General features: G+C 59.2%; 20 protein-coding genes. 7 read left to right on the top strand and 13 right to left on the bottom strand.

All coding sequences use genetic code 11. The annotated features are described in order from the left end of the window. Positions 1 to 192 precede the first annotated feature (192 nt). A complete protein-coding gene (gene gcvPA, locus BW974_RS09450; protein ID WP_076429883.1) occupies positions 193 to 1,533 on the top strand; it encodes an aminomethyl-transferring glycine dehydrogenase subunit GcvPA in 1,341 nt (446 codons plus the stop codon). Then, a complete protein-coding gene (gene gcvPB / locus BW974_RS09445) occupies positions 1,530 to 2,951 on the top strand; it encodes an aminomethyl-transferring glycine dehydrogenase subunit GcvPB (RefSeq protein WP_076429882.1) in 1,422 nt (473 codons plus the stop codon). The genes gcvPA and gcvPB overlap by 4 nt, the downstream gene beginning before the upstream one ends. 318 nt (positions 2,952 to 3,269) lie before the next feature. Here the strand turns inward: gcvPB and BW974_RS09440 are convergent, their stop codons facing one another. The 4 genes from BW974_RS09440 to BW974_RS09430 form a co-directional block, all read right to left on the bottom strand. Next, a complete protein-coding gene (locus BW974_RS09440) occupies positions 3,270 to 3,671 on the bottom strand; it encodes an NUDIX hydrolase (protein WP_175609656.1) in 402 nt (133 codons plus the stop codon). A 214-nt stretch (positions 3,672 to 3,885) separates the two neighbouring features. Next, positions 3,886 to 4,053 (bottom strand): DUF7838 family putative zinc beta-ribbon protein, encoded by a 168-nt coding sequence (locus BW974_RS25560; protein WP_162833845.1) that lies wholly within the window; start codon positions 4,051 to 4,053, stop codon positions 3,886 to 3,888. Between the two features lie 48 nt (positions 4,054 to 4,101). Further along, complete coding sequence (locus BW974_RS09435; protein ID WP_076429880.1) at positions 4,102 to 5,106, bottom strand: DHH family phosphoesterase; 1,005 nt, start codon at positions 5,104 to 5,106, stop codon at positions 4,102 to 4,104. Positions 5,107 to 5,203: 97 nt separating this feature from the next. Further along, positions 5,204 to 5,671 carry a pyridoxamine 5'-phosphate oxidase family protein gene (locus BW974_RS09430; protein ID WP_076429879.1) on the bottom strand — a complete coding sequence of 156 codons (468 nt, stop codon included), beginning with the start codon at positions 5,669 to 5,671 and terminating at the stop codon, positions 5,204 to 5,206. A gap of 109 nt (positions 5,672 to 5,780) precedes the next feature. On the opposite strand from BW974_RS09430, the gene BW974_RS09425 reads away from it, so the two are divergent. Further along, positions 5,781 to 6,023, top strand: coding sequence for a glutaredoxin family protein (locus BW974_RS09425; protein WP_049969981.1), 243 nt, complete (start codon positions 5,781 to 5,783; stop codon positions 6,021 to 6,023). Continuing rightward, a complete protein-coding gene (locus BW974_RS09420) occupies positions 6,020 to 6,553 on the top strand; it encodes a cob(I)yrinic acid a,c-diamide adenosyltransferase (RefSeq protein WP_076429878.1) in 534 nt (177 codons plus the stop codon). Before BW974_RS09425 ends, BW974_RS09420 begins: the two co-directional genes overlap by 4 nt. Positions 6,554 to 6,588: 35 nt before the next feature. Here the strand turns inward: BW974_RS09420 and BW974_RS09415 are convergent, their stop codons facing one another. Next, entirely contained in the window at positions 6,589 to 7,731 is a 1,143-nt protein-coding gene (locus BW974_RS09415; protein ID WP_076429877.1) for an acyl-CoA dehydrogenase family protein, read from the bottom strand. 247 nt (positions 7,732 to 7,978) lie between these two features. Here BW974_RS09415 and BW974_RS09410 point away from each other — a divergent pair, with 247 nt between their 5' ends. The 3 genes from BW974_RS09410 (at position 7,979) to BW974_RS09400 (ending at position 10,985) form a co-directional block, all read left to right on the top strand. Then, complete coding sequence (locus tag BW974_RS09410) at positions 7,979 to 8,797, top strand: RIO1 family regulatory kinase/ATPase domain-containing protein (RefSeq protein WP_076429876.1); 819 nt, start codon at positions 7,979 to 7,981, stop codon at positions 8,795 to 8,797. 64 nt (positions 8,798 to 8,861) lie between these two features. After that, positions 8,862 to 9,365 carry a cupin domain-containing protein gene (locus tag BW974_RS09405; protein WP_076429875.1) on the top strand — a complete coding sequence of 168 codons (504 nt, stop codon included), beginning with the start codon at positions 8,862 to 8,864 and terminating at the stop codon, positions 9,363 to 9,365. 84 nt (positions 9,366 to 9,449) lie between these two features. Further along, positions 9,450 to 10,985, top strand: a complete 1,536-nt coding sequence (locus tag BW974_RS09400; protein WP_076429874.1) for an aldehyde dehydrogenase family protein — start codon at positions 9,450 to 9,452, stop codon at positions 10,983 to 10,985. Between the two features lie 667 nt (positions 10,986 to 11,652). Here the strand turns inward: BW974_RS09400 and BW974_RS09395 are convergent. The 8 genes from BW974_RS09395 to BW974_RS09365 form a co-directional block, all read right to left on the bottom strand. Continuing rightward, on the bottom strand, positions 11,653 to 13,314 hold the full coding sequence (locus BW974_RS09395; RefSeq protein WP_076429873.1) for a tRNA uridine(34) 5-carboxymethylaminomethyl modification radical SAM/GNAT enzyme Elp3: 1,662 nt from the start codon (positions 13,312 to 13,314) through the stop codon (positions 11,653 to 11,655). A gap of 248 nt (positions 13,315 to 13,562) precedes the next feature. Beyond that, positions 13,563 to 15,638, bottom strand: a complete 2,076-nt coding sequence (locus BW974_RS09390; protein WP_076429872.1) for a DHH family phosphoesterase — start codon at positions 15,636 to 15,638, stop codon at positions 13,563 to 13,565. A gap of 87 nt (positions 15,639 to 15,725) precedes the next feature. After that, on the bottom strand, positions 15,726 to 15,890 hold the full coding sequence (locus tag BW974_RS25555; protein WP_175609655.1) for a hypothetical protein: 165 nt from the start codon (positions 15,888 to 15,890) through the stop codon (positions 15,726 to 15,728). Positions 15,891 to 15,984: 94 nt separating this feature from the next. Then, on the bottom strand, positions 15,985 to 16,236 hold the full coding sequence (locus BW974_RS09385) for a DUF8028 family protein (protein WP_076429871.1): 252 nt from the start codon (positions 16,234 to 16,236) through the stop codon (positions 15,985 to 15,987). A 108-nt stretch (positions 16,237 to 16,344) separates the two neighbouring features. Then, positions 16,345 to 16,608 carry a hypothetical protein gene (locus BW974_RS09380; protein WP_076429870.1) on the bottom strand — a complete coding sequence of 88 codons (264 nt, stop codon included), beginning with the start codon at positions 16,606 to 16,608 and terminating at the stop codon, positions 16,345 to 16,347. A gap of 27 nt (positions 16,609 to 16,635) precedes the next feature. After that, positions 16,636 to 17,235, bottom strand: a complete 600-nt coding sequence (locus BW974_RS09375; RefSeq protein WP_076429869.1) for a YIP1 family protein — start codon at positions 17,233 to 17,235, stop codon at positions 16,636 to 16,638. Between the two features lie 8 nt (positions 17,236 to 17,243). After that, on the bottom strand, positions 17,244 to 17,831 hold the full coding sequence (locus BW974_RS09370) for a thymidine kinase (RefSeq protein ID WP_076429868.1): 588 nt from the start codon (positions 17,829 to 17,831) through the stop codon (positions 17,244 to 17,246). A 41-nt stretch (positions 17,832 to 17,872) separates the two neighbouring features. Continuing rightward, positions 17,873 to 18,454, bottom strand: coding sequence for an NADPH-dependent FMN reductase (locus BW974_RS09365; RefSeq protein WP_076429867.1), 582 nt, complete (start codon positions 18,452 to 18,454; stop codon positions 17,873 to 17,875). Positions 18,455 to 18,495: the final 41 nt, after the last annotated feature.

Genomic DNA, 18,495 nt, shown 5'->3' with positions numbered 1-18,495 from the left:
CGGTCTTCGACTTGTAGCAACTGCGACCACCAACTGTGAGACGCTCCCGCACGGAATACGAATATAATCTGCTCTGTCGTGCATACTTTTCCGCTTTTTATCCCATCAATCGCACAGAGATATCCACACCTATGCAACACGGGCATCCGCTTTCCTCCCATATTAAAAGGGTGCGCTCCCTAGCCGAAGGCAATGACCGGAGGCAATGCGAGTACGGGGAGTCCGTACGCACCGCACACGGCCGAGGAAACGATGGCGATGCTCGACGCGGTCGGCGTCGAGAGTGTCGAAGCCCTCTTCGACATTCCCGAATCGGTTCGATTCGACGGGGAGTTCGGCATCGAACGACGGTCGGAACAGGCGACTCGACGCGAGTTACAGCGGATTCTGGGAAAAAACCGGAACCTGACGGAGTTCCTTGGACGGGGACAGTACAGCCACTACGTTCCGTCGCTGGTTGACCACATCGCCGACCGCTCCGAGTTTCTGACCTCGTACACGCAGTATCAACCCGAAGTCACGCAGGGATTTTTGCAAGCACTGTTCGAATATCAGTCGATGCTGGTCGAACTGACGGGACTGGAAATCGCTAACGCCTCGATGTACGACCACGCGACGGCACTGGCCGAATCGGCCCTGTTAGCCTCGCGCGTTCGACAGACCAGCGGAAACAAAGTGCTCGTCCCGGACTATCTCCTCTCGGGGAGAAAGAGCGTTCTCGAAAACTATACCGAAGGGCCGGGACTCGTGGTGGAGGAGTTCGGCACCGACGATGGCAACGTCGATGTGAACGCCCTGTCCGAGTCGATAGACGAGGACGTGGTGATGGTGTACGCCGAAAATCCGACGACGAGAGGAACCATCGAAGAAAATCTCACGGAAATCGGCGACCTCGCGCACGACCACGACGCGCTGTTCTGTCTCGGTTCCGACCCCGTCGCACTTTCCCTCCTACAGAAACCCGCCGATGTCGGTGCCGACGTGGTCGTCGGCGACGCCGGAACCCTCGGCCTACCTGCGAGTTACGGAATGGGACTCGGCCTGTTCGCAACGCGCGAGGAGTTCGTTCGACAGGTTCCGGGGCGATTGGTCGGCGTCAGCGAGGACGAGGACGAAAACCGCGCGTTCACGCTCACGCTCCAGACCCGCGAACAGCACATCCGCAGAGAGCGCGCGACCTCCAACATCTGCACGAATCAGGCGTGGGTCGCGCTCCGAACCGCAATTCACATCGCCTACCTCGGGTCGTCCGGATTGGTCGAACTGGCCGAAAACTGCGTCACACTGGCCGACGACCTCGCCGAAAAACTGGACGACATCCGCGGCGTGCAGGCCCCGGTTCACGACCGGCACCACTTCCGCGAGTTCGTCGCGCACACCGACCAACCCGCGCCGCCAATCGTAGCTGACTTGGAAGAACGCGGCTTCGCGGTTCACGAAGTCGGCGAACACGAGGTACAGGTCTGCGTAACCGACGTGAACGAACACGCCGTCGGCGAGTTCGTCACGCTGTTTCAGGAGGTGGCACGATGAACTACACGCAAGCAAAATGGGAACGCGAGGAAGACGACCTGTACGAACCGCTGCTTTCGGAAAAGGACGGCAATGAAGTCGAAGTCAACTCGTCTCTGCCGGACGAGTTGACCCGCGACAGTCTCGAACTGCCCGACCTCTCGGAACCCGAACTGGCGCGTCACTACACGCGACTCAGTCAGATGAACTACGGCATCGACAGCGGGCCGTATCCGCTCGGTTCCTGCACGATGAAGTACAATCCGAAGTTCACCGAGGACGTGGCCGCGCTTCCGGGTGCGAGCATCCACCCCGACCGCTCCGAAGAGAGCGTGCAGGGAACCCTCGAACTCATGCACGGCTTGCAGGACTACCTCGCCAGAATCGGCGGCATGGACGCCGTCAGCCTTCAGCCTCCAGCGGGCGCGGCGGGTGAATTCACCGGAATCCTCGTCGCCAAAGCCTTCCACGAGGCGAACGGCGAGGACGACCAGCGAACCGAAATCATCGTTCCCGACAGCGCCCACGGAACCAACCCCGCCAGTGCCGCACTTGGCGGGTACGACGTGGTCGAACTGCCGAGCGGGGAGGACGGGCGCGTCGATTTGGACGCCCTCTCCGCCGCCGTCGGCGACAGCACTGCGCTGTTCATGCTCACCAATCCGAACACGCTCGGGCTGTTCGAGCGCGACATCGAGGAAATCGCGGAAACCGTCCACGAAGCGGGCGGTCTGCTCTACTACGACGGCGCGAACCTGAATGCCCTGCTCGGGCGTGCCCGCCCCGGCGACATGGGCTTCGACATCATGCACTACAATGTCCACAAGACGTTCGCCACGCCGCACGGCGGGGGCGGCCCGGGTGCTGGCCCAATCGGCGTCGTCGAGAAGTTGGCCGAGTTCCTCCCCGCGCCGCGGGTCGAAAAGACCGACAATCGGTACGAACGGTTCGACCCCGAACAGACCATCGGGAAAGTTCACGGCTTCACGGGCAACTGGCTCGTGCTGGTCAAAACCTACGCCTACATCGCCCGACTCGGCGACGAAGGGCTGAACGACGCCAGCGCGAAGGCAGTTCTCAACGCGAACTACCTCGCATCACAAATCGAGTACGAGGTTCCGTTCAGCCCGTTCCACCACGAGTTCGTGGCCAGCGCAGGCGACCAAGACGCCGCAGACGTGGCGAAGCGAATGCTCGATTACGGCGTCCACCCGCCGACGACGAAGTGGCCCGAAATCGTCTCGGAGGCTCTGATGACCGAACCGACGGAAATCGAGAACCGCGAAACCTTAGACCAACTCGCGGAGGCGTTCAACGCGGTTGCGGGTGAGGACGACGGAACACTGGAATCCGCTCCACAGAAGACGACTGCGAAGCGAATCGACCAAGCGAGCGCCGCGCGGAATCTGCGGCTTTCGTGGCAGAAACTGGACGAGTAAGTTCGAGACGTTCTTTTTCTGTCGAACTCGATTTATTCCGCACGAGTTACCGAACGTCTGTGGAACCGAGTGTGGGAAACAAATAGATGTTACAACGAGGGGACTTCAGACGGCGATGGGTACGCACTGCAACGATAGGTGGTGCCACTGTTTTCGGCACGATTGCCTCGAATCGAGAACGTCATTGTCACCCACGTACGTCCTCTAACACCTGTTCTGCCAGTTCCCGCTGAAAAACAGTTTCTGGAAGGGATTCGAACCAGTCTGCATCACTGATTGGCTCTCCTTCTTTTCCGAGGTCGTCACCGATTTCGGTCGTTACTGCTTGCGCTTCGAAAATACGATGTTAAATCCGGTTTGTTCGTCTTCATACTGAATTACCCACCCTTTGATTGCGCGCGGCCGTACTGGAGCTGCCGTAATTCCGGTTTCCTCGTGGACTTCACGAACCAAGCCTTCCCGAAGCGATTCGTGTGGCTGGAGTGACCCTCCCGGAAGCAACCACTGCTCGTCGTTCTCGTTGTATGCGAGGAGGATGCGACCGTTTTCATCAAAGACAGCACCGACAGCGACCCATCTCGATAGAAATGCCTCCATCTCACGAGCATCAGAAAAATCTCCGACGCTGACCTGCTCTTTTTCCCATTCGATAATCAAATCCTCGTACTCTTCACGAGGGTCGGTAACGTCTGCACGTTTTCGCGGTGACTTCCTGTCCATCACCCGCGATAAATGGCGATTTACTAATAGCTTTTCGAACGCGTCGAAAAACCGTTTCACATTGACCACCGGCAAATCCAGATGACAATCCATACCCGCCTGTTTTCCGGCCACCTGACTTTGATATATCGGAATATGGTTTACTACACTCGAAAAGAGATTTTGCTCATCGTTGTCACTCACGGTCAAACCTTCCGAAAACCGGCAAATTTCCCTATGCGGATGCGGAGTCGATGTCGCCGTTGATGCGAACGATGCCGAAATCACATTCCGAACAGCGCCATTTCGTTTTCTCGCCGAGATGGAGGGTCGTACTCGCACTGCGCCAGAACGTCTGTTCACCCTCGCATTCGGGACAGTCGTGTTGAATTTCGAGGCTCATGTTCCCCTCTCCGTGATTGGCGCAGTTTAAGATACTGGTTTCGACCGCTTACTCCTCGCCGCGTTCGAGATGGAGCGCGTCGAAAAACCGGTGGACGACTCGTCGGGAGGCGAAATCCACGAGTTCCTCGTCGTCGGCGTCCGAATCGGCGAACAACCCGAGCGGAATTTGCGCGCCAGCCATGTCAGCGTGTCCCCCGGCACTCCCCACGTCGGCGAACGCCTGTTGGAGGACGTTTCCCGCGTGTACGCGGGGGTCGATGGAACGCGCGCTCATCTCGACTGCGCTGTCTACGACCCCGAACACGAGTACCGTATCCACGCCTTCGACGTTCAACAGGTAGTCCGCGGCCTGTGCGAGGGCATCCCGCTCGGTGGTTCGACCAGCAGAGGTGGCGAGGGTCGCCCCACGTTGAACTCGGTTTCGGATGGCTTCGCTAATCGCGTCTACTGTCGAGGGGGAGAACGCAGCACCGTACAGCCGTTCGAGCAGTTCGAGGTCGGCGTGGCCGTAGACGTACAGTGCAGCCTCGTATTCGTGTGTCGTCGGCCCGCGAATGTAGTCGATTCGTTCACGATGGAGGGCAAACAGTAGTGCAGATCCCAACTGGACGTTCATTTTGATGTCGAGTTCGCGGAAATACTCCACGAGGATGGACGCCGTTGCACCATATTCGTCGCGGAGGTCAACGAAATCACATTCCGGTGCCTCGGTCGAATGGTGGTCGATGACGATGTCCGGCTCGACGGATTCGAGTTCCGTATGTCCCGCGGGTGTCGCGTGGTCTACGAATGCTACTTTGTCGAAGTCACCTCGGACGAACTCCTCTGCGTGTTCCAAATTGAGATGGAGTAAGTTGACGAACGCGCGATTTTGCTGATGGGAAATCATTCCCCCGTAAAACAGCTCCGTGTCCGCTACCCCACACCACTCGGCGATTGCCGAAAGCGCGAGCGCACTGGCGATGCAGTCCGGGTCCGGATTGTCGTGGCAAATGATTGCCAGTGATTCAGTTCCCGCGAGGTACTCCGCCAACTCCTGCGCGCGGGTCATGCTAGCTGTTCGCTCCGAGAAAGTATCAACCCGTGGCTGGGTATCGCCACACGAAACGGGAAAATGAATTCTATGCCGCTATACAAAATATGCTGCATCAGTCGAACCGCCACCGAGTCGCATCCTCCGGATAGTCGCTCCACGCCAGCACCGTCTCGGGGCGAACCGCGAAGAAGGGCGTTCCGTGCTGAATCCCGTACTTTCCCTCGTAGGCCGAATCGAGTCGTTGCGCGAGTTCGGAGTTCGGTTCCTCGATTCGCTTCGCGACACCTTCGATGATGACGACTTCCGTGCCACTCTCGCGGTGGACGACGAGTTCGGGATTCACCGCCAGATTCCGCACCCAACGGGTTTTCTCCCCACCGCCACAGTGAAACGTGTCGTCCACCCAAACGCCCCACACCGGTCTAGCGTGCGGGCGACCGTCCGGGAGCGTGGTCGTCACCCAGTAGGTTTCGTCGTCCGCCATCTTCTCCCGAACGAACGCCCACGAAAGCAGACCGTCTTCGTCGTCGGGGATCCCGTAACTTCCCTCGGTTTTCGGTCGGGTTCGCTGTGGTTCCATAAAACGGGTACGACGCGAGTGGCGAAATACTGTACAGGTAATCATCAAAACGACGGGAGTACCATCCGGGACGGGAGCTTACTTTACGCTCGCGCCCCATGTCCCTCCCATGCCTTCGATAACGCTGTACTCGCTCGACGGCTGTCCGTACTGCGAGAAAGTCCACGATGCACTCGACGACGAGGGAATCGAGTACGAAACCGAATGGGTCGAAGCCCTGCACTCGAAGCGAAACGAGGTAAAACGCGTCAGCGGTCAGCGCGGTGTGCCCGTCCTCGTCAACGAGGATTCGGGCGTCACGATGGCAGAAAGCGAGAAAATCGTGGAGTACGTGGAGCAGTCGCTCGCATGAAAATCTACACCGGGCGCGGCGACGCGGGCCAGACCGACCTGCAAAATATGTCCCGCGTCTCGAAAGCCAGCCCGCGAATCGAAGCCTACGGTACGGTTGACGAAGTGAACGCCCTCATCGGACGATGCCGACCCACTGGCCACGACGACGTGGACGACCAACTCCGCGAGATTCAGAATCACCTCCACATCGTGCAGGCCGATTTTGCGAATCCGGAACCCGACGAGGACGACCCGCAGGTCGGCGCGGAACACGCCGACCTGCTCGAATCGTGGATGGACGCCCACGACGAGGAGCTAGAGCCGCTCACCTCGTTCATCCTCCCCGGTGGAAGCGAATCGGGGGCGAATCTGCACCACGCCCGCGCTGTCTGTCGGCGCGCCGAGCGCCGAGCAGTCGCGCTGGCGAGCGAAGAGGACATCAACGAGGATGCCGTGACCTATCTGAATCGACTGTCGGATGCGCTGTTCATCCTCGCGCGCGTGGTGAACAAGCGAGATGGTGAACGAGAGGAGAGTCCGACGTACTGAAATCAGTTTTAATCGTAGAAAGGATTCGCTACTGCTTACAGTCCCAGTTCCCGACCGATAACCAAGTGCTGAATCTCGCTCGTTCCCTCACCGATTTCCATCAACTTAGCATCGCGCAGGAATCGCTGTGGAGCGAAATCCTCGGTGTAGCCGTAGCCGCCGAGCACCTGCACCGCGTCCTCCGAAACTTTGCGGGCCGACTCGCTGGCGTCGAGTTTCGCCAGCGCGCTCTCGTGGGAGACGGAGTAGCCTTCGTCGTACTTACAGGCGGCCTTGTGGGTCAGCAGGCGCGAGCGTTCGATTTTCCGATCCATGTCCACGATTTTGTTCCGGATGGCGTCGAACTTCGAAATCGGCTTGCCGAACTGTTCGCGCTCTTGGCTGTAGGCGTGGGCCGCTTCGAACGCGCCCTGTGCGATACCTGTCGAGAGCGCGGCGATGGAGATTCGCCCGCCGTCCAGTGTTTTCTTCGTCTGCTCCCAGCCCTCGCCCTCTTCGCCGAGCAAGCGGTCTTCGGCGAGTCGCACGTCCGAAAGCTGAATCTCACAGGTCGGCGAGGCGTTGAGTCCCATCTTGTCCCAGACGGTCGTGACCTCGAAGCCGTCGTCCTCTTCGGGGTCAACGATGAACGTCGAAATGCCGCCGTAGCCCGCGTCGGAGTCCGTGACGGCTTTCACGAGGACGCTCCCCGCGACGTTGGCGTTGGTGATGAACTGCTTCGTTCCGTTGAGCACCCACTCGTCGCCGTCCTTTTCCGCGGTGGTGTCCATGTCGCTGGCGTCCGACCCGGAACCGGGTTCGGTGAGCGCCCACGAACCGAGGTAGTCGCCTTCCGCGAGCGGCGTAAGCCAGCGCTCTTTCTGTGCTTTCGTGCCGAATAGTTCGAGCGGTTTCGAGGCGAGCGAAATGTGTGCGGCGTAGGAGAGACCGATGGAACCGGAGACGCGACCAAGTTCCTCGGTGACGAGGGCGTACATCAACTGGTCGCCGCCAAGTCCGCCGTACTCCTCGCTGACGGGGACGCCCATCATGTCGAGGTCGGCGAGTTGGTCGAAAATCTCGTCGGGGAATCGGTGTTCGCTCTCGATTTCCTGTGCAATCGGCTCGATTTCTTCGTCGCAGAACTCCCGAACGGTGTCCCGTACCATCCTGTGTTCGTCGGGGAGGTTGAAATCCATGCGCAAAATTTGCGCAGGTCGGAGTATAAAGACACCGCCATGACTCCGTCATGGCGAGCCCTCACTCGCTTCGCTCGTGAGGACACTGCAACATCGGAGATGTTGCGAGCATTCGGTCGCTTCGTTCCCGAAGACACCGAAAAACAAAGCATCCGCTTTCATTTGCTGAAACCGCAGAAATTGCCCCATAAAATCTGGAATCTTGCGGCGAGAGAGTTTATCAATCATGGGGACCAACCAACCACTGATGGGTATTCGGCGACTGGTTCGTGGCACGATAGAGTGGCCTCGCATCGAAGCGGTTATCCGCGAAATAGCGGAGCGGTACGACCGCGACGAGGTTCGAGTCGAGTTCATCGACGCCGACAACTGGCTCTCGACGCCCTGCGTCGTGGACGACCAGTGGTTCGTCAAAATCACGTCCGACCAGAACTCGCTCGTTCACGCGCTCTTTACCAGCGCCCGAAATTTGGGGGCGTTTTCCAGCGGCACGGAAGGATTTTTCGAGCACTTCGCCGGGCCGGACGAGATGGCAGACCACGAACTCGAAGCGACGAAGAAGATGCGCGAAATCGGGTTGAACGTTCCCGCACCGATTGAAGCGTTCGAATACGACGGACTCGGCGTGCTGGTGATGGAGTATCTGCCGGAGTTCGAAACGTTCGAACAGATGACGGACGAACGAATGCACGAACACGCCCCAGCACTGTTCCATTATCTTTCGCGCATGCACGACAACAATCTCGCGCACGGAGATTTGCGGGGTGAAAACGTGCTCGTCGCGAACGACGAAATCTACTTCATCGACGCGACGAGCGTCAAAGAAGAACGAATCAACGAGGCGAGGTCATACGACCTCGCCTGCGCATTGGCGTCGCTCACACCTCTCATCGGCGCTCGTGACGCCGTGATGGCCGCCCGTGAGCATTATTCCGCCGAGGAACTGCTCGCCGCCCGGAACTTCCTCGACTTCGTGAACATGCGGCCCGACCACGATTTCGACGCAGCCACGGTGAAAGGCGAAATCGAAAAGCTGGCCGACGCTGAAGACAAGGAAATCGGCTGACGAGTCGTTCGGCCAACCTTTGCACGGTCGGAATGCTCTTTTCCGCAGTCGGTGACGAAAACGTATGAACGACGAGCGACCGCGAGTCGTCAACGAATCGAATCTCGATTGGGACGAAAAATCGCACGGAGACGTCTTTCAAATTCGGCGCAAGCAGTTGGGAGCGGAATCCGGCGGCGAGCAGTTGGGTTGTAGTCTCTACGAACTCCCGCCGGGCAAGAAATCGTGGCCCTATCACTACCACACTGGAAACGAAGAAGCGATTTTCGTCCTCGACGGCGAGGGCACGCTTCGAATCGAGGACGACGAGGAGGCTCTTGAGGCAGGTGATTACGTCGCGTTTCCGGTCGGCGAGGAGTACGCCCGGCGGGTTGTCAACGACTCCGACGACGAACTTCGCTACCTCTGTTTTTCGACCATGCGCGAACCGGACGTTTCGGTGTATCCCGACTCTGGAAAGTTCGGCGTGTTCGCGGGGTCTGCCCCGGGTGACCACGAAGGACGAACCCTGAGCGGTTATTTCCCGCTCGATGCGGAAGTGGATTACTGGCACGGAGATGACGAGTAAGTGACGGTGGAAAGAAAATAGGAGAACGGTCGCTCCGAATTGGGAGTCTTTTTTAGCGTACCCGTTCGACTTTCGCCCGAAGACATGAGTCAACAAGCTAGCGAGCAGGTTTACAGCCACTACATCGGTGGCGAGTGGACAGAGGGCGAGGGCGACGAGACGTTCGAGAGCGTCAACCCGGCGACGAAGGAGTCGCTCGGCGAGTTCCACCGCGGAACCCCCGCGGATATCGACGCCGCGCTTGACGCCGCAGCGGAGGCCGAAGACGACTGGGCGAGCCTCTCGTACATCGACCGCGCGGAACACCTCTGGGACATCTACCACGAACTGAAAGAGCGAACCGACGAACTCGGCGAAGTCATCACGAAGGAGTGCGGCAAGGAAATCTCCGAAGGCAAAGCCGACGTGGTCGAGGCGGCGCACATGGTCGAATGGGCCGCAGGTAACGCCCGCCACCCGCACGGCGACGTGGTTCCGAGCGAAATCGGCGCGAAAGACGCCTACATGCGCCGGAAGCCGCGAGGAATTATCGGTTGCATCACCCCGTGGAACTTCCCGGTCGCCATCCCGTTCTGGCACATGGCACTCGCACTGGTCGAAGGGAACACCGTCGTCTGGAAACCAGCAGAGCAGACCCCGTGGTGTGGCCAAATCATCGCGGAGATGTTCGAGGACGCCGGTGTTCCGGAAGGCGTGTTCAACATGGTACAAGGCTTCGGCGACGCCGGAAACACCATTGTCGAGGACGACCGCGTGGACACCGTCCTGTTCACCGGTTCCTCGGAAGTCGGTCACAAAATCGCGGGCAAGGTCGGCGGCGAACCCGGCAAACTCGCGGCCTGTGAGATGGGTGGCAAAAACGGCATCGTCATCACCGAAAACGCAGACCTCGACATCGCGGTTCACAGCGCCATCATGTCCTCGTTCAAGACGACGGGCCAGCGCTGTGTCTCCTCCGAGCGCCTCATCGTTCACGAAGACGTGTACGACGAGTTCAAAGAGCGCTACGTCGAACTCGCAAAGAACGTCTCCGTCGGCAACCCGCTGGAGGAAGACACCTTCATGGGACCGATGGTCAACGAAGAACAGGTCGAGAAGTTCGGCAAGTACAACCAACTCGCCAAGGACGAAGGCGCAGACGTGCTGGTTGACCGCGAAGAACTCGACGCAGAGGAGATTCCGGACGGTCACGAGGACGGCTACTGGGTCGGCCCGTTCGTCTACGAAATCGACTACAGCCCCGACCTGCGCTGTATCCACGAGGAAGTGTTCGGCCCGCACGTCGCCCTCATGAGCTACTCGGGTGACATCGAGGACGCAGTCGAAATCCACAACGACACGCCATACGGACTAGCTGGCGCAATCATCAGCGAGGATTACCGCCAAGTCAACTACTTCCGCGACAATGCGGAAATCGGACTCGCCTACGGCAACCTCCCGTGCATCGGCGCGGAGGTTCAACTGCCGTTCGGCGGCGTGAAGAAGTCGGGCAACGGCTACCCGAGCGCCCGCGAAGCCATCGAGGCAGTGACGGAGCGCACGGCGTGGACGCTCAACAACTCGAAGGACATCCAGATGGCCCAAGGTCTGTCGGCGGACATCAAGACTGAAGAAGAGTAAACGACGAAGCCGACTGTTCGTTTTTTATCCACCGTTTTCGAGTGACGACGCTACTTCATCTCGAACCGCGATTCTCCCGGTTTTAGTAGCGTGGCGATACGACGTGACTGTATGAATCGGAATATCCTGTCTACGTTCGCTCTGGCACTTGTTGGAGCAATAATCAGCTACCTTGTCGTCGCCTTCAGCGGGTTAGATACAAATACGATAATTTTCCTCGCGTTTGCCGTGTTCGGTATCCTGATTTTCGTCAGGTCGTTTCTTCGGGCTTCGAACTGAGCTGTCTCGTCTGGCTACAATCGACGATTCGAAAAAGTGGGCAGAGCTACTCTCGAAGATGGTGTTTCGATTTTGGTTTGCGAAGAGTGGAAGACGACTGGAGACGAGGGGGGGTTGGGGTGTGGCTTCCGGAAGCCGGTGGGTTCCGACCAGTGTGCCCACGCGACGAGGCGCACAGTCCCGATATGCCGACAGACGACGAGAAAAGCGTCGCGTATCGGCATCCCCAACTTTTTGCTTCTCACTTATAAATCTGTGCAACCCGAGACGCGGTGTTCGAGAGGTGATGTGTCGATATTGTTCGATGAGAATAGAACCTAGGACGAAAGCAAAATTGGCATGACTCCGATTGCTGATGACGGGTCACTCGCTCGCCCGTATCCTGCCCTCAGATTAGTTTACTCACGTAGGGACCATCCTGATGGTAGCCCAGTTTGTTCCGGTAGTACTCGCGCGCGCCGATGCCGGAGATGACGCTGAGTTTCTCGTAGCCTGCGTCTCGGGCGAGGTCTTCTGCTTTCTCCATCAGTCGGCGACCGTATCCGCGGTGTTGGTGCTGGGTGTCCTCGCTTTCCGACCCGACGGACACCTCGCTTCCGTAAACGTGGAGTTCGCGGATGAGTGCGGCGTTGTCGAGTTCCCGGCGAACCGGGTCGCCGGGGAATCGCAGACGACAGAAGCCGACGAGCAAGTCCTTGTCGAAGTCCTCGAAGCTGATGAAATGTTCCGTGCCGCCGCCCGCCTCGTAGGTCAGCACGTCCATCTCGACGTTTTCGGGTTCCTCGTCGTTCATGCCGACTTCACGGCATCGGATGCAGTCACACGTCCACCCGTGTTCGTCCATCTTCTTCCGGGCGAGTTGGCGGAGGTTGGACTTCCACACCCCGGCGTCGATGAAGTCCGCGGGGATGTCGCGCTGAACGCGCTGAAGGCGGACGTAGCGCGGAATCATGGACTTGATTTCCGCGACGATTTCCGCGGCCTCCTCGTTTCGGAGGGGTTCGTACTCGTCCTGATACCACCAGTCGTAGGTGGCGGTGCCGCGAACGACCAGCGTCGGGTAGATCTTGAGGTAGTCCGGTTTCCACTTTTCGTCCTCGAAGATGCGCCGGAAGTCCTCCACGCACATCTCTTTGGACATGCCGGGTTGCCCGGGCATCATGTGGAAGCCGACCTTGAACGCCGAGTCGCGGAGTCGCTGGTTCGCCTCGATGGAGGCCTGCGCGCCGTGGCCGCGGTGCATCTCGCGGTTGATTCGCTCGTAGGTGGTCTGGACTCCGACTTCGACTTTCGTGCCGCCCAAATCGAGCATCCGTTCGATTTGCTCTGGGTCACACCAGTCGGGTTTCGTCTCGAACGTCGTTCCAATGTTGCGCACGTCGTTCGTTTCGTTTTCGGCGATAACGTCCTCCAAATACGAAAACTCGTATTCGTCGAAATCCTGCGCGAAACTCACGCCTTCCGCCGGTTCGGGTTCCTTATCCACGTCGTAGTCGTTCATCGCCTCCAGCGCGCGCTTGACGAACCACTCCTGATAGTCGTGGCTCCGGGCGGTCATCGTACCACCCATCAGGATGAGTTCGACTTTATCGACGGGGTGGCCGATTTCGCGCATCTGCTCCAGTCGCAAGGTGACTTGCCCGTAAGGGTCGTAATCGTTCTGGACACCGCGCGCCGCCGCCGGTTCGTGGCCCGTATAGCTCTGTGAGGAGGAGAACTCCGAGGACGGGCCGCCGGGACAGTAGAGACATTTCCCGTGCGGGCACTGGTGTGGGCTGGTCATAATCGCAACCGGGGAGACGCCGGACGCGGTCCTGACGGGTTTGCGCTGCAGCACTGCCTCCAACTCTTCGCGTTGGTCGTTCGGCGCGTAGTCCAGAATCTCCGAGTTCTTCGGCACTTTCGCGGCGGAGAACTCGGAGCAGGCTTGGAGTTTTGCACTCTCCACGTCGTCGCGCTCGATGTCGCCCGCGAGGATGCGCTCTACGAGCGCCTCGCAGACCTGCTCGAACGCCTCCGTTTCCGTGGCGTCCGGCGTCTCGGTACTCATTACGTGGTATTTGGTCGTTTGCCCCGGATAAGCGTGTCGTCTACGACTAGCACTTGGAGTTTGACAAAAGAGATTCGTCCGAGTTGCTGAAACTTATTTTACTGGTGTGACCGTCGTTGATGCTGGCTTGCGCCTAGCATCAGCGAGCGTCACTTCAGAAAGAACAGTATGAGCAGTCGTACGAAATCATCGAATCGAACGACGAAGCTATCGAAAACAAAACTGATGAAAAACGAGTTCTTGCGCGTCTAGTTCAGGTGTTCGCTAACCGACTCGATGACGGCGTCGAGTGCGGCCTCGCGCTCGCCGCGGAGGAACTCGAACTTACCGTTGCGGGTGCCGACAGCGACGATTCCGGCGTCAGGCGCGCGTTCGCGGACTTCGTCCTCGATATCGCGGACGTTGATGCCGACATCGCTTCGGATGTGGATTTCGTCGTCCGCGAGGCCGAGGGTGACGTTCTGGCCGCCGGGGCGTCCCGTGATGTCGTGTCGGTGGAGCGCATCGAGGAGAACCGCCGTCGGCGGGAAGTCGAATCGGTGCGTGTAAGCGTCCGTGTCGAGGACGGTGAAGGTCACGCCGTTCGCGCCGCGAACCGAGAGGTTCGGTTCGGCGGTGTCCAGTTCGTTTTCGAGTTTCGTGCGGAACTGCTCGCTAATGTGCTCGGCGAGGTCGCGTTTCGCGTGCTCGAACAGCAGGTCGGTGATGAGTTCGCGCTTGTCCTCGTAGGACTGGTAGTAGGCTTCCAGCGCGACTGCCTCGCGCAGGGCCGTGACGTGGTCTTCGTCGTAGCCTGCTTCTTCCGCGAGTTCGACGTACTCGGACGGCGTATCTTCCCAGTAGCTCACTGCTGGAAGGTGCGAGACGTCTTCGCGCACGTCGTCGTTGATGTGGGCCGCGACGTTCGCACCGAGGACGCCTGCCGCGACGTCCTCGTCCGAATCGCCGAGATGTGAGTTGACGACGACTTCCGCCGTCTCCGCAACGTCGTCGTCGGGATACTGCGTGTCGATGACGACGTGTGGCGCACCGTAGATGTCGAGCAGGTCGAGTCCGTCACTGGATTCGACCGTACTTCCGGCATCCACGAGAACGAAGAGGGGGAGTTTCTCGTCGTGGCGCTCGCGGTTGTCGAGCATGTTCGTCGCGTCTTTCGTCGCGTCTTGCATGTCGTACTGGCCGTCTTCGAGCGGTCGGCGGTCGAAGTAGTGGTACTGGGCGTCGCTTCGGGCGTGTTCTTCGCGCACCAGCGGAAGCACCGCGCGTTCGAGCGCGGCACCGGCCACGTAGCCTTCGGCGCTCGCGTTGTGTCGAACGATGACCGGACGAGACTCGATGACGGCGCGGCGAATCGCACCGGCGGCGTCCGTGATGTCGTCGTGAATCGCGGAGACGACGGAGTCCTCGGCGAGCAAATCAACGTCCGCCGGGCGTGCTTCGTCTTCCAGCGCTTCGGCGAGTCGGGTGACGACGGCGTCCTCTTCCTCGTCGCTGAGCGCGTCGAGTTGTTCGGTTTCGACTTGCAGTTCGTTGTTACGGAGTTCGACGTCGCCGACGAGGCGGACGACGTCGCCTGTGTCTACTTCGGGGTACGCGCGGACGCCAGCCTCTTTGAACGCGGCACAGTCCACGACGGCGGTTTCGTCGCGCAGTTCGAAGACGGTCGGGCCGCTGGTCTGACTCGCGCCGACGATTTCGCCTTCGATTCGGACGCGTTCGCCGACTCGGTCGCTCAGGCTGTCGATGGTGACGCGCTCCAACGGTTCTTTGTGTTCGGAGACTGTCGCGCTACCGACCGCGTTTCCCGACCCGTCAGTGGTTGGTGCGGGTTCGGGTGTCTCGTTTTCTTCCTGTTCTTTCTCTTCGTTCGCTTCGCTCGATTCGGTTCGTGACTGTTGGTTCGACTGCTCTGAGTCGTCCTGTTCCGTTCGTTCGGTTTCGGATTCGTCGGGAAGGTACGTGTTTTCGGCGTCCTGAATCAGTTTGCCGCGGAACTCGCGTTCCGACTGGCGGATGGACGACCCGAGGTCGACGTTGCCGTTGTCACGGACGCCGAGAACTTGGATGAAAACGGTGTCGCCCGAGTTCCAGTCGATACTTTCGAGTCGCTGGTTCAGTTCGCTTTTGTGGAGGAGGCCGGTGACGTTTTTACCGATGTCAATGAAGACGCCGAAGTCGGCGAAGCCATCGACCGTACCTTTGTAGTATCGACCCACAGAGAGTTGCTGCGGGTGGTTTCCTTCGAATTCGAAGAGAACGTCCTGCTCGTGGCTCGAACAAATTGGGCCGTCGACAGACGTTCCGCAAATGACGCAGTTACCCATTTATACTGGGACAAAATAGTTCCGGCCTAAAACGGTTGTCGAAATCCCGGCGAACATTCGACCCTATCTGTTTCGGACGAACGGGGGTCAGTAGTAGTAAAACGAGAAGTCGTCGCCGCAGTGCTGACAGTCCACTCGTCTTCCTTTGAGGCGTTCTTGGTTTGCGTGTTCGGCCCCATCGGTGGTCGCTAGTTCGACCGCGGATGCCGTTCCGCAGTGCGGGCATCCGACGGACATGGCTGACTGGGACATACCGTTTCATGCGGGACGAAATGGCATAGTTATACTCTCACTAAGGCAAATGACATGGTTAATGCTAACATCTACCGTTCTGATTAGTGACCTGTTAAGCCTTTTCGCGGTGTCGATGTCCGATGAGGAGTGCAGTCATATTTATCGCGACCAGTATGAGAAACGTCTGTAACTGGCCGGGCGTGTTGAGGCCGGTTGCCAGCAGGGGCATATACAGGAATGGAAGTGCGACGGCCGTCCAAAAACCGATACGCTGAATCGGGGTCGAAAGCGAGTGGTCGGACGACTTCGCTTCCTCGTCGCTCGTCCGGACAGTCTTTGTCTCTGGGTCGGTAATCGTGGACATGCTCGCCACATCATGATACTACATACCATGATATTATTATAGGGTCGCTAACGTTTCGAAGGCACTGCAACACGAAAAAACACGCCGAAACAGGGTTTCGTTTTTCGCTTACTCGAAAACAGGACTGTCTTCTTCGAGATTTTCGATCTCGCCCGCGATTTTCCGGACGTGATCGGGAAACAGGGCGACCTGTACCTCGTTTCCGTCTTCGTCCTCGAACACGAGTTTGACGCGCTTGTCGCCGAACTCGCGTGCTTCTGCCGATTCGACGTTGAACAGTTTCGCCGTCCCTTTTTTATTCGTCGGCCCGACGTTTTTCAGCGACCCGTCTTTCAACTCGACCATGAAATTGTCCATACGCAGGTTGAGCATACCTGCGATACGCCCCCCTTGGCTTAATTACCACGGGACGACGCCCGCGAGGGAGGGGAAGACGGTTGCGAAGGCATCGAACCCGCGAAACCCATAGCCGAACACGAGCGCGGACGGAATCGCGGTGACGACGGCCGCACGGACGAGCGAGGTGTCGTGCACCTCGCTCGTCCCGACAGCAAGCAGTATCGCGCCGTACAGCGTGCAAGCCGCCCGTACTTTCGGGAACGGCAGTCCGGCGAGCAGGCAGGGAGCAACTGCGTAGCCGATGACTTGTACAGTTTCGCTGATTCCGCCGCGGTCGGGAACCAACGCCATCAGAATGACCGTCTGAAGCGCCGCCGTCAGATGGAGGGCGGCAGGCGCGATGAACAGGCCGACCACGATTAGCGCGAACAGTTTCGAGAGCAGGGAGTCGCCGACGGACACCCCACCGAACGCTATCCGAGAGGAAACCTCGATGAGCGTGACGAGCACACCGAACACCAGTCCCGGCGCTTGGTCGCCGGGCGCGACACCGACGTTGAAAAATCGTCTGGGCCGCACCATCACTTCGACCCACGCACGGACGATTGCCTGCGGCCCTCGGTCACGCCCTCCCGCCGGATTTTCGACCCACTGTGTCACAGTTTTTCTTAGTCACTTCGGAGGGTATGACAGTTCCGACACCGCGCTTCGTAGGATTCCTGTGCCCCCACCAAAATCGTCGGGTCGTCTACGTGTGCCGGTTCGCCGTCGATGAGTCGCTGATTCCGCGTCGCGGGTTCGCCACATTTCGCACAGATTGCTTGCAGTTTTTCGACGTACTCCGACACCGAGATGAGTTGGGGAAGCGGGTCGAACGGTTCGGCTCGGAACGTCTGGTCGGTTCCGCTGATGACGACGCGACGTTCGTCCTCGGCCAACTGTTCGCAGACAGAGACGAGTTCCGCGGAGAAGAAGTTCGCTTCGTCGATGGCGACGACCTGCTCGCCGTTCAGTCTCTCGGGAATCTCCCAAACGCCCTCGTCGTCCGGTTCGACGACCGTCGCGTCCCACGACGCGCCGTCGTGTGAACCGACAGTGTCCTCGCCGTACCGGTCGTCCAGCGCCGGTTTGAACACGGCAACTTCTTGGCCCGCGATTTCCGCGCGACGAAGCCGACGGAGCAGTTCCTCGGTTTTTCCGGAGAACATACAGCCGGTGATTACCTCGACCCACCCGCTGTTCGTGATTTTGTGCATATCCGAACTGCGCTCAATCCGACTTCAAAAGGATTGCTCATTCAATCGACCGCGCCGATATTTTCCTCGCTCTCGAAACTCGCCGGGCACGGTTCGATTTTGCAGTACCGAACGACTTGTCCACCGAGCGTCGCCACCCGCTCTGCCAGTTCGTCGTCGGTGAATTTCCCGTTCCGCACCGCGCTGTGTGCCCGCGGCACGGCGGCCTCGTAGGGCAACACCCACGCATCGAGCGACCGACACACCGACCGGAGGTGGTCCATCGCGGTAATCGGGAATCGCCCGCCCGAAACTGCGAGCAGACCGACCGTCTTCTGTTCGAACTCGTCGAATCCGCAGTAGTCGAGGGCCGTCTTCAGCGGCGAGGAGTACGACCCGTGGTACATCGGCGTCCCGAGGATGACCGCGTCCGCCTCGCGCACGCGACGTTTGAGTTCCACCGCATCGCCCGCCAGTCGGTCGTCCGCGTCGTACAGCGGCAGGTCGAACTCCCGCAAATCGAGGAGTTCGCCGGTTCCGCCTGCCTCTTCGACGCCGGAGAGTGCGCGAGAAAGCGCGACGCGCGTCGCGCTTTCGTCCCGGAGACTGCCGCAAATCGCAACGATGTGTGGTTGGTTGGGCATGAGATGAAATGGGTCGGAAAGAAGAAATAGATTGTAGTCGA

This window comes from Haladaptatus litoreus, assembly GCF_900156425.1.
GTDB lineage: Archaea > Halobacteriota > Halobacteria > Halobacteriales > Haladaptataceae > Haladaptatus > Haladaptatus litoreus.
The sequence above is the reverse complement of the archived record's forward strand: the minus strand, read 5'-3'. Positions and strand labels throughout refer to the sequence as shown.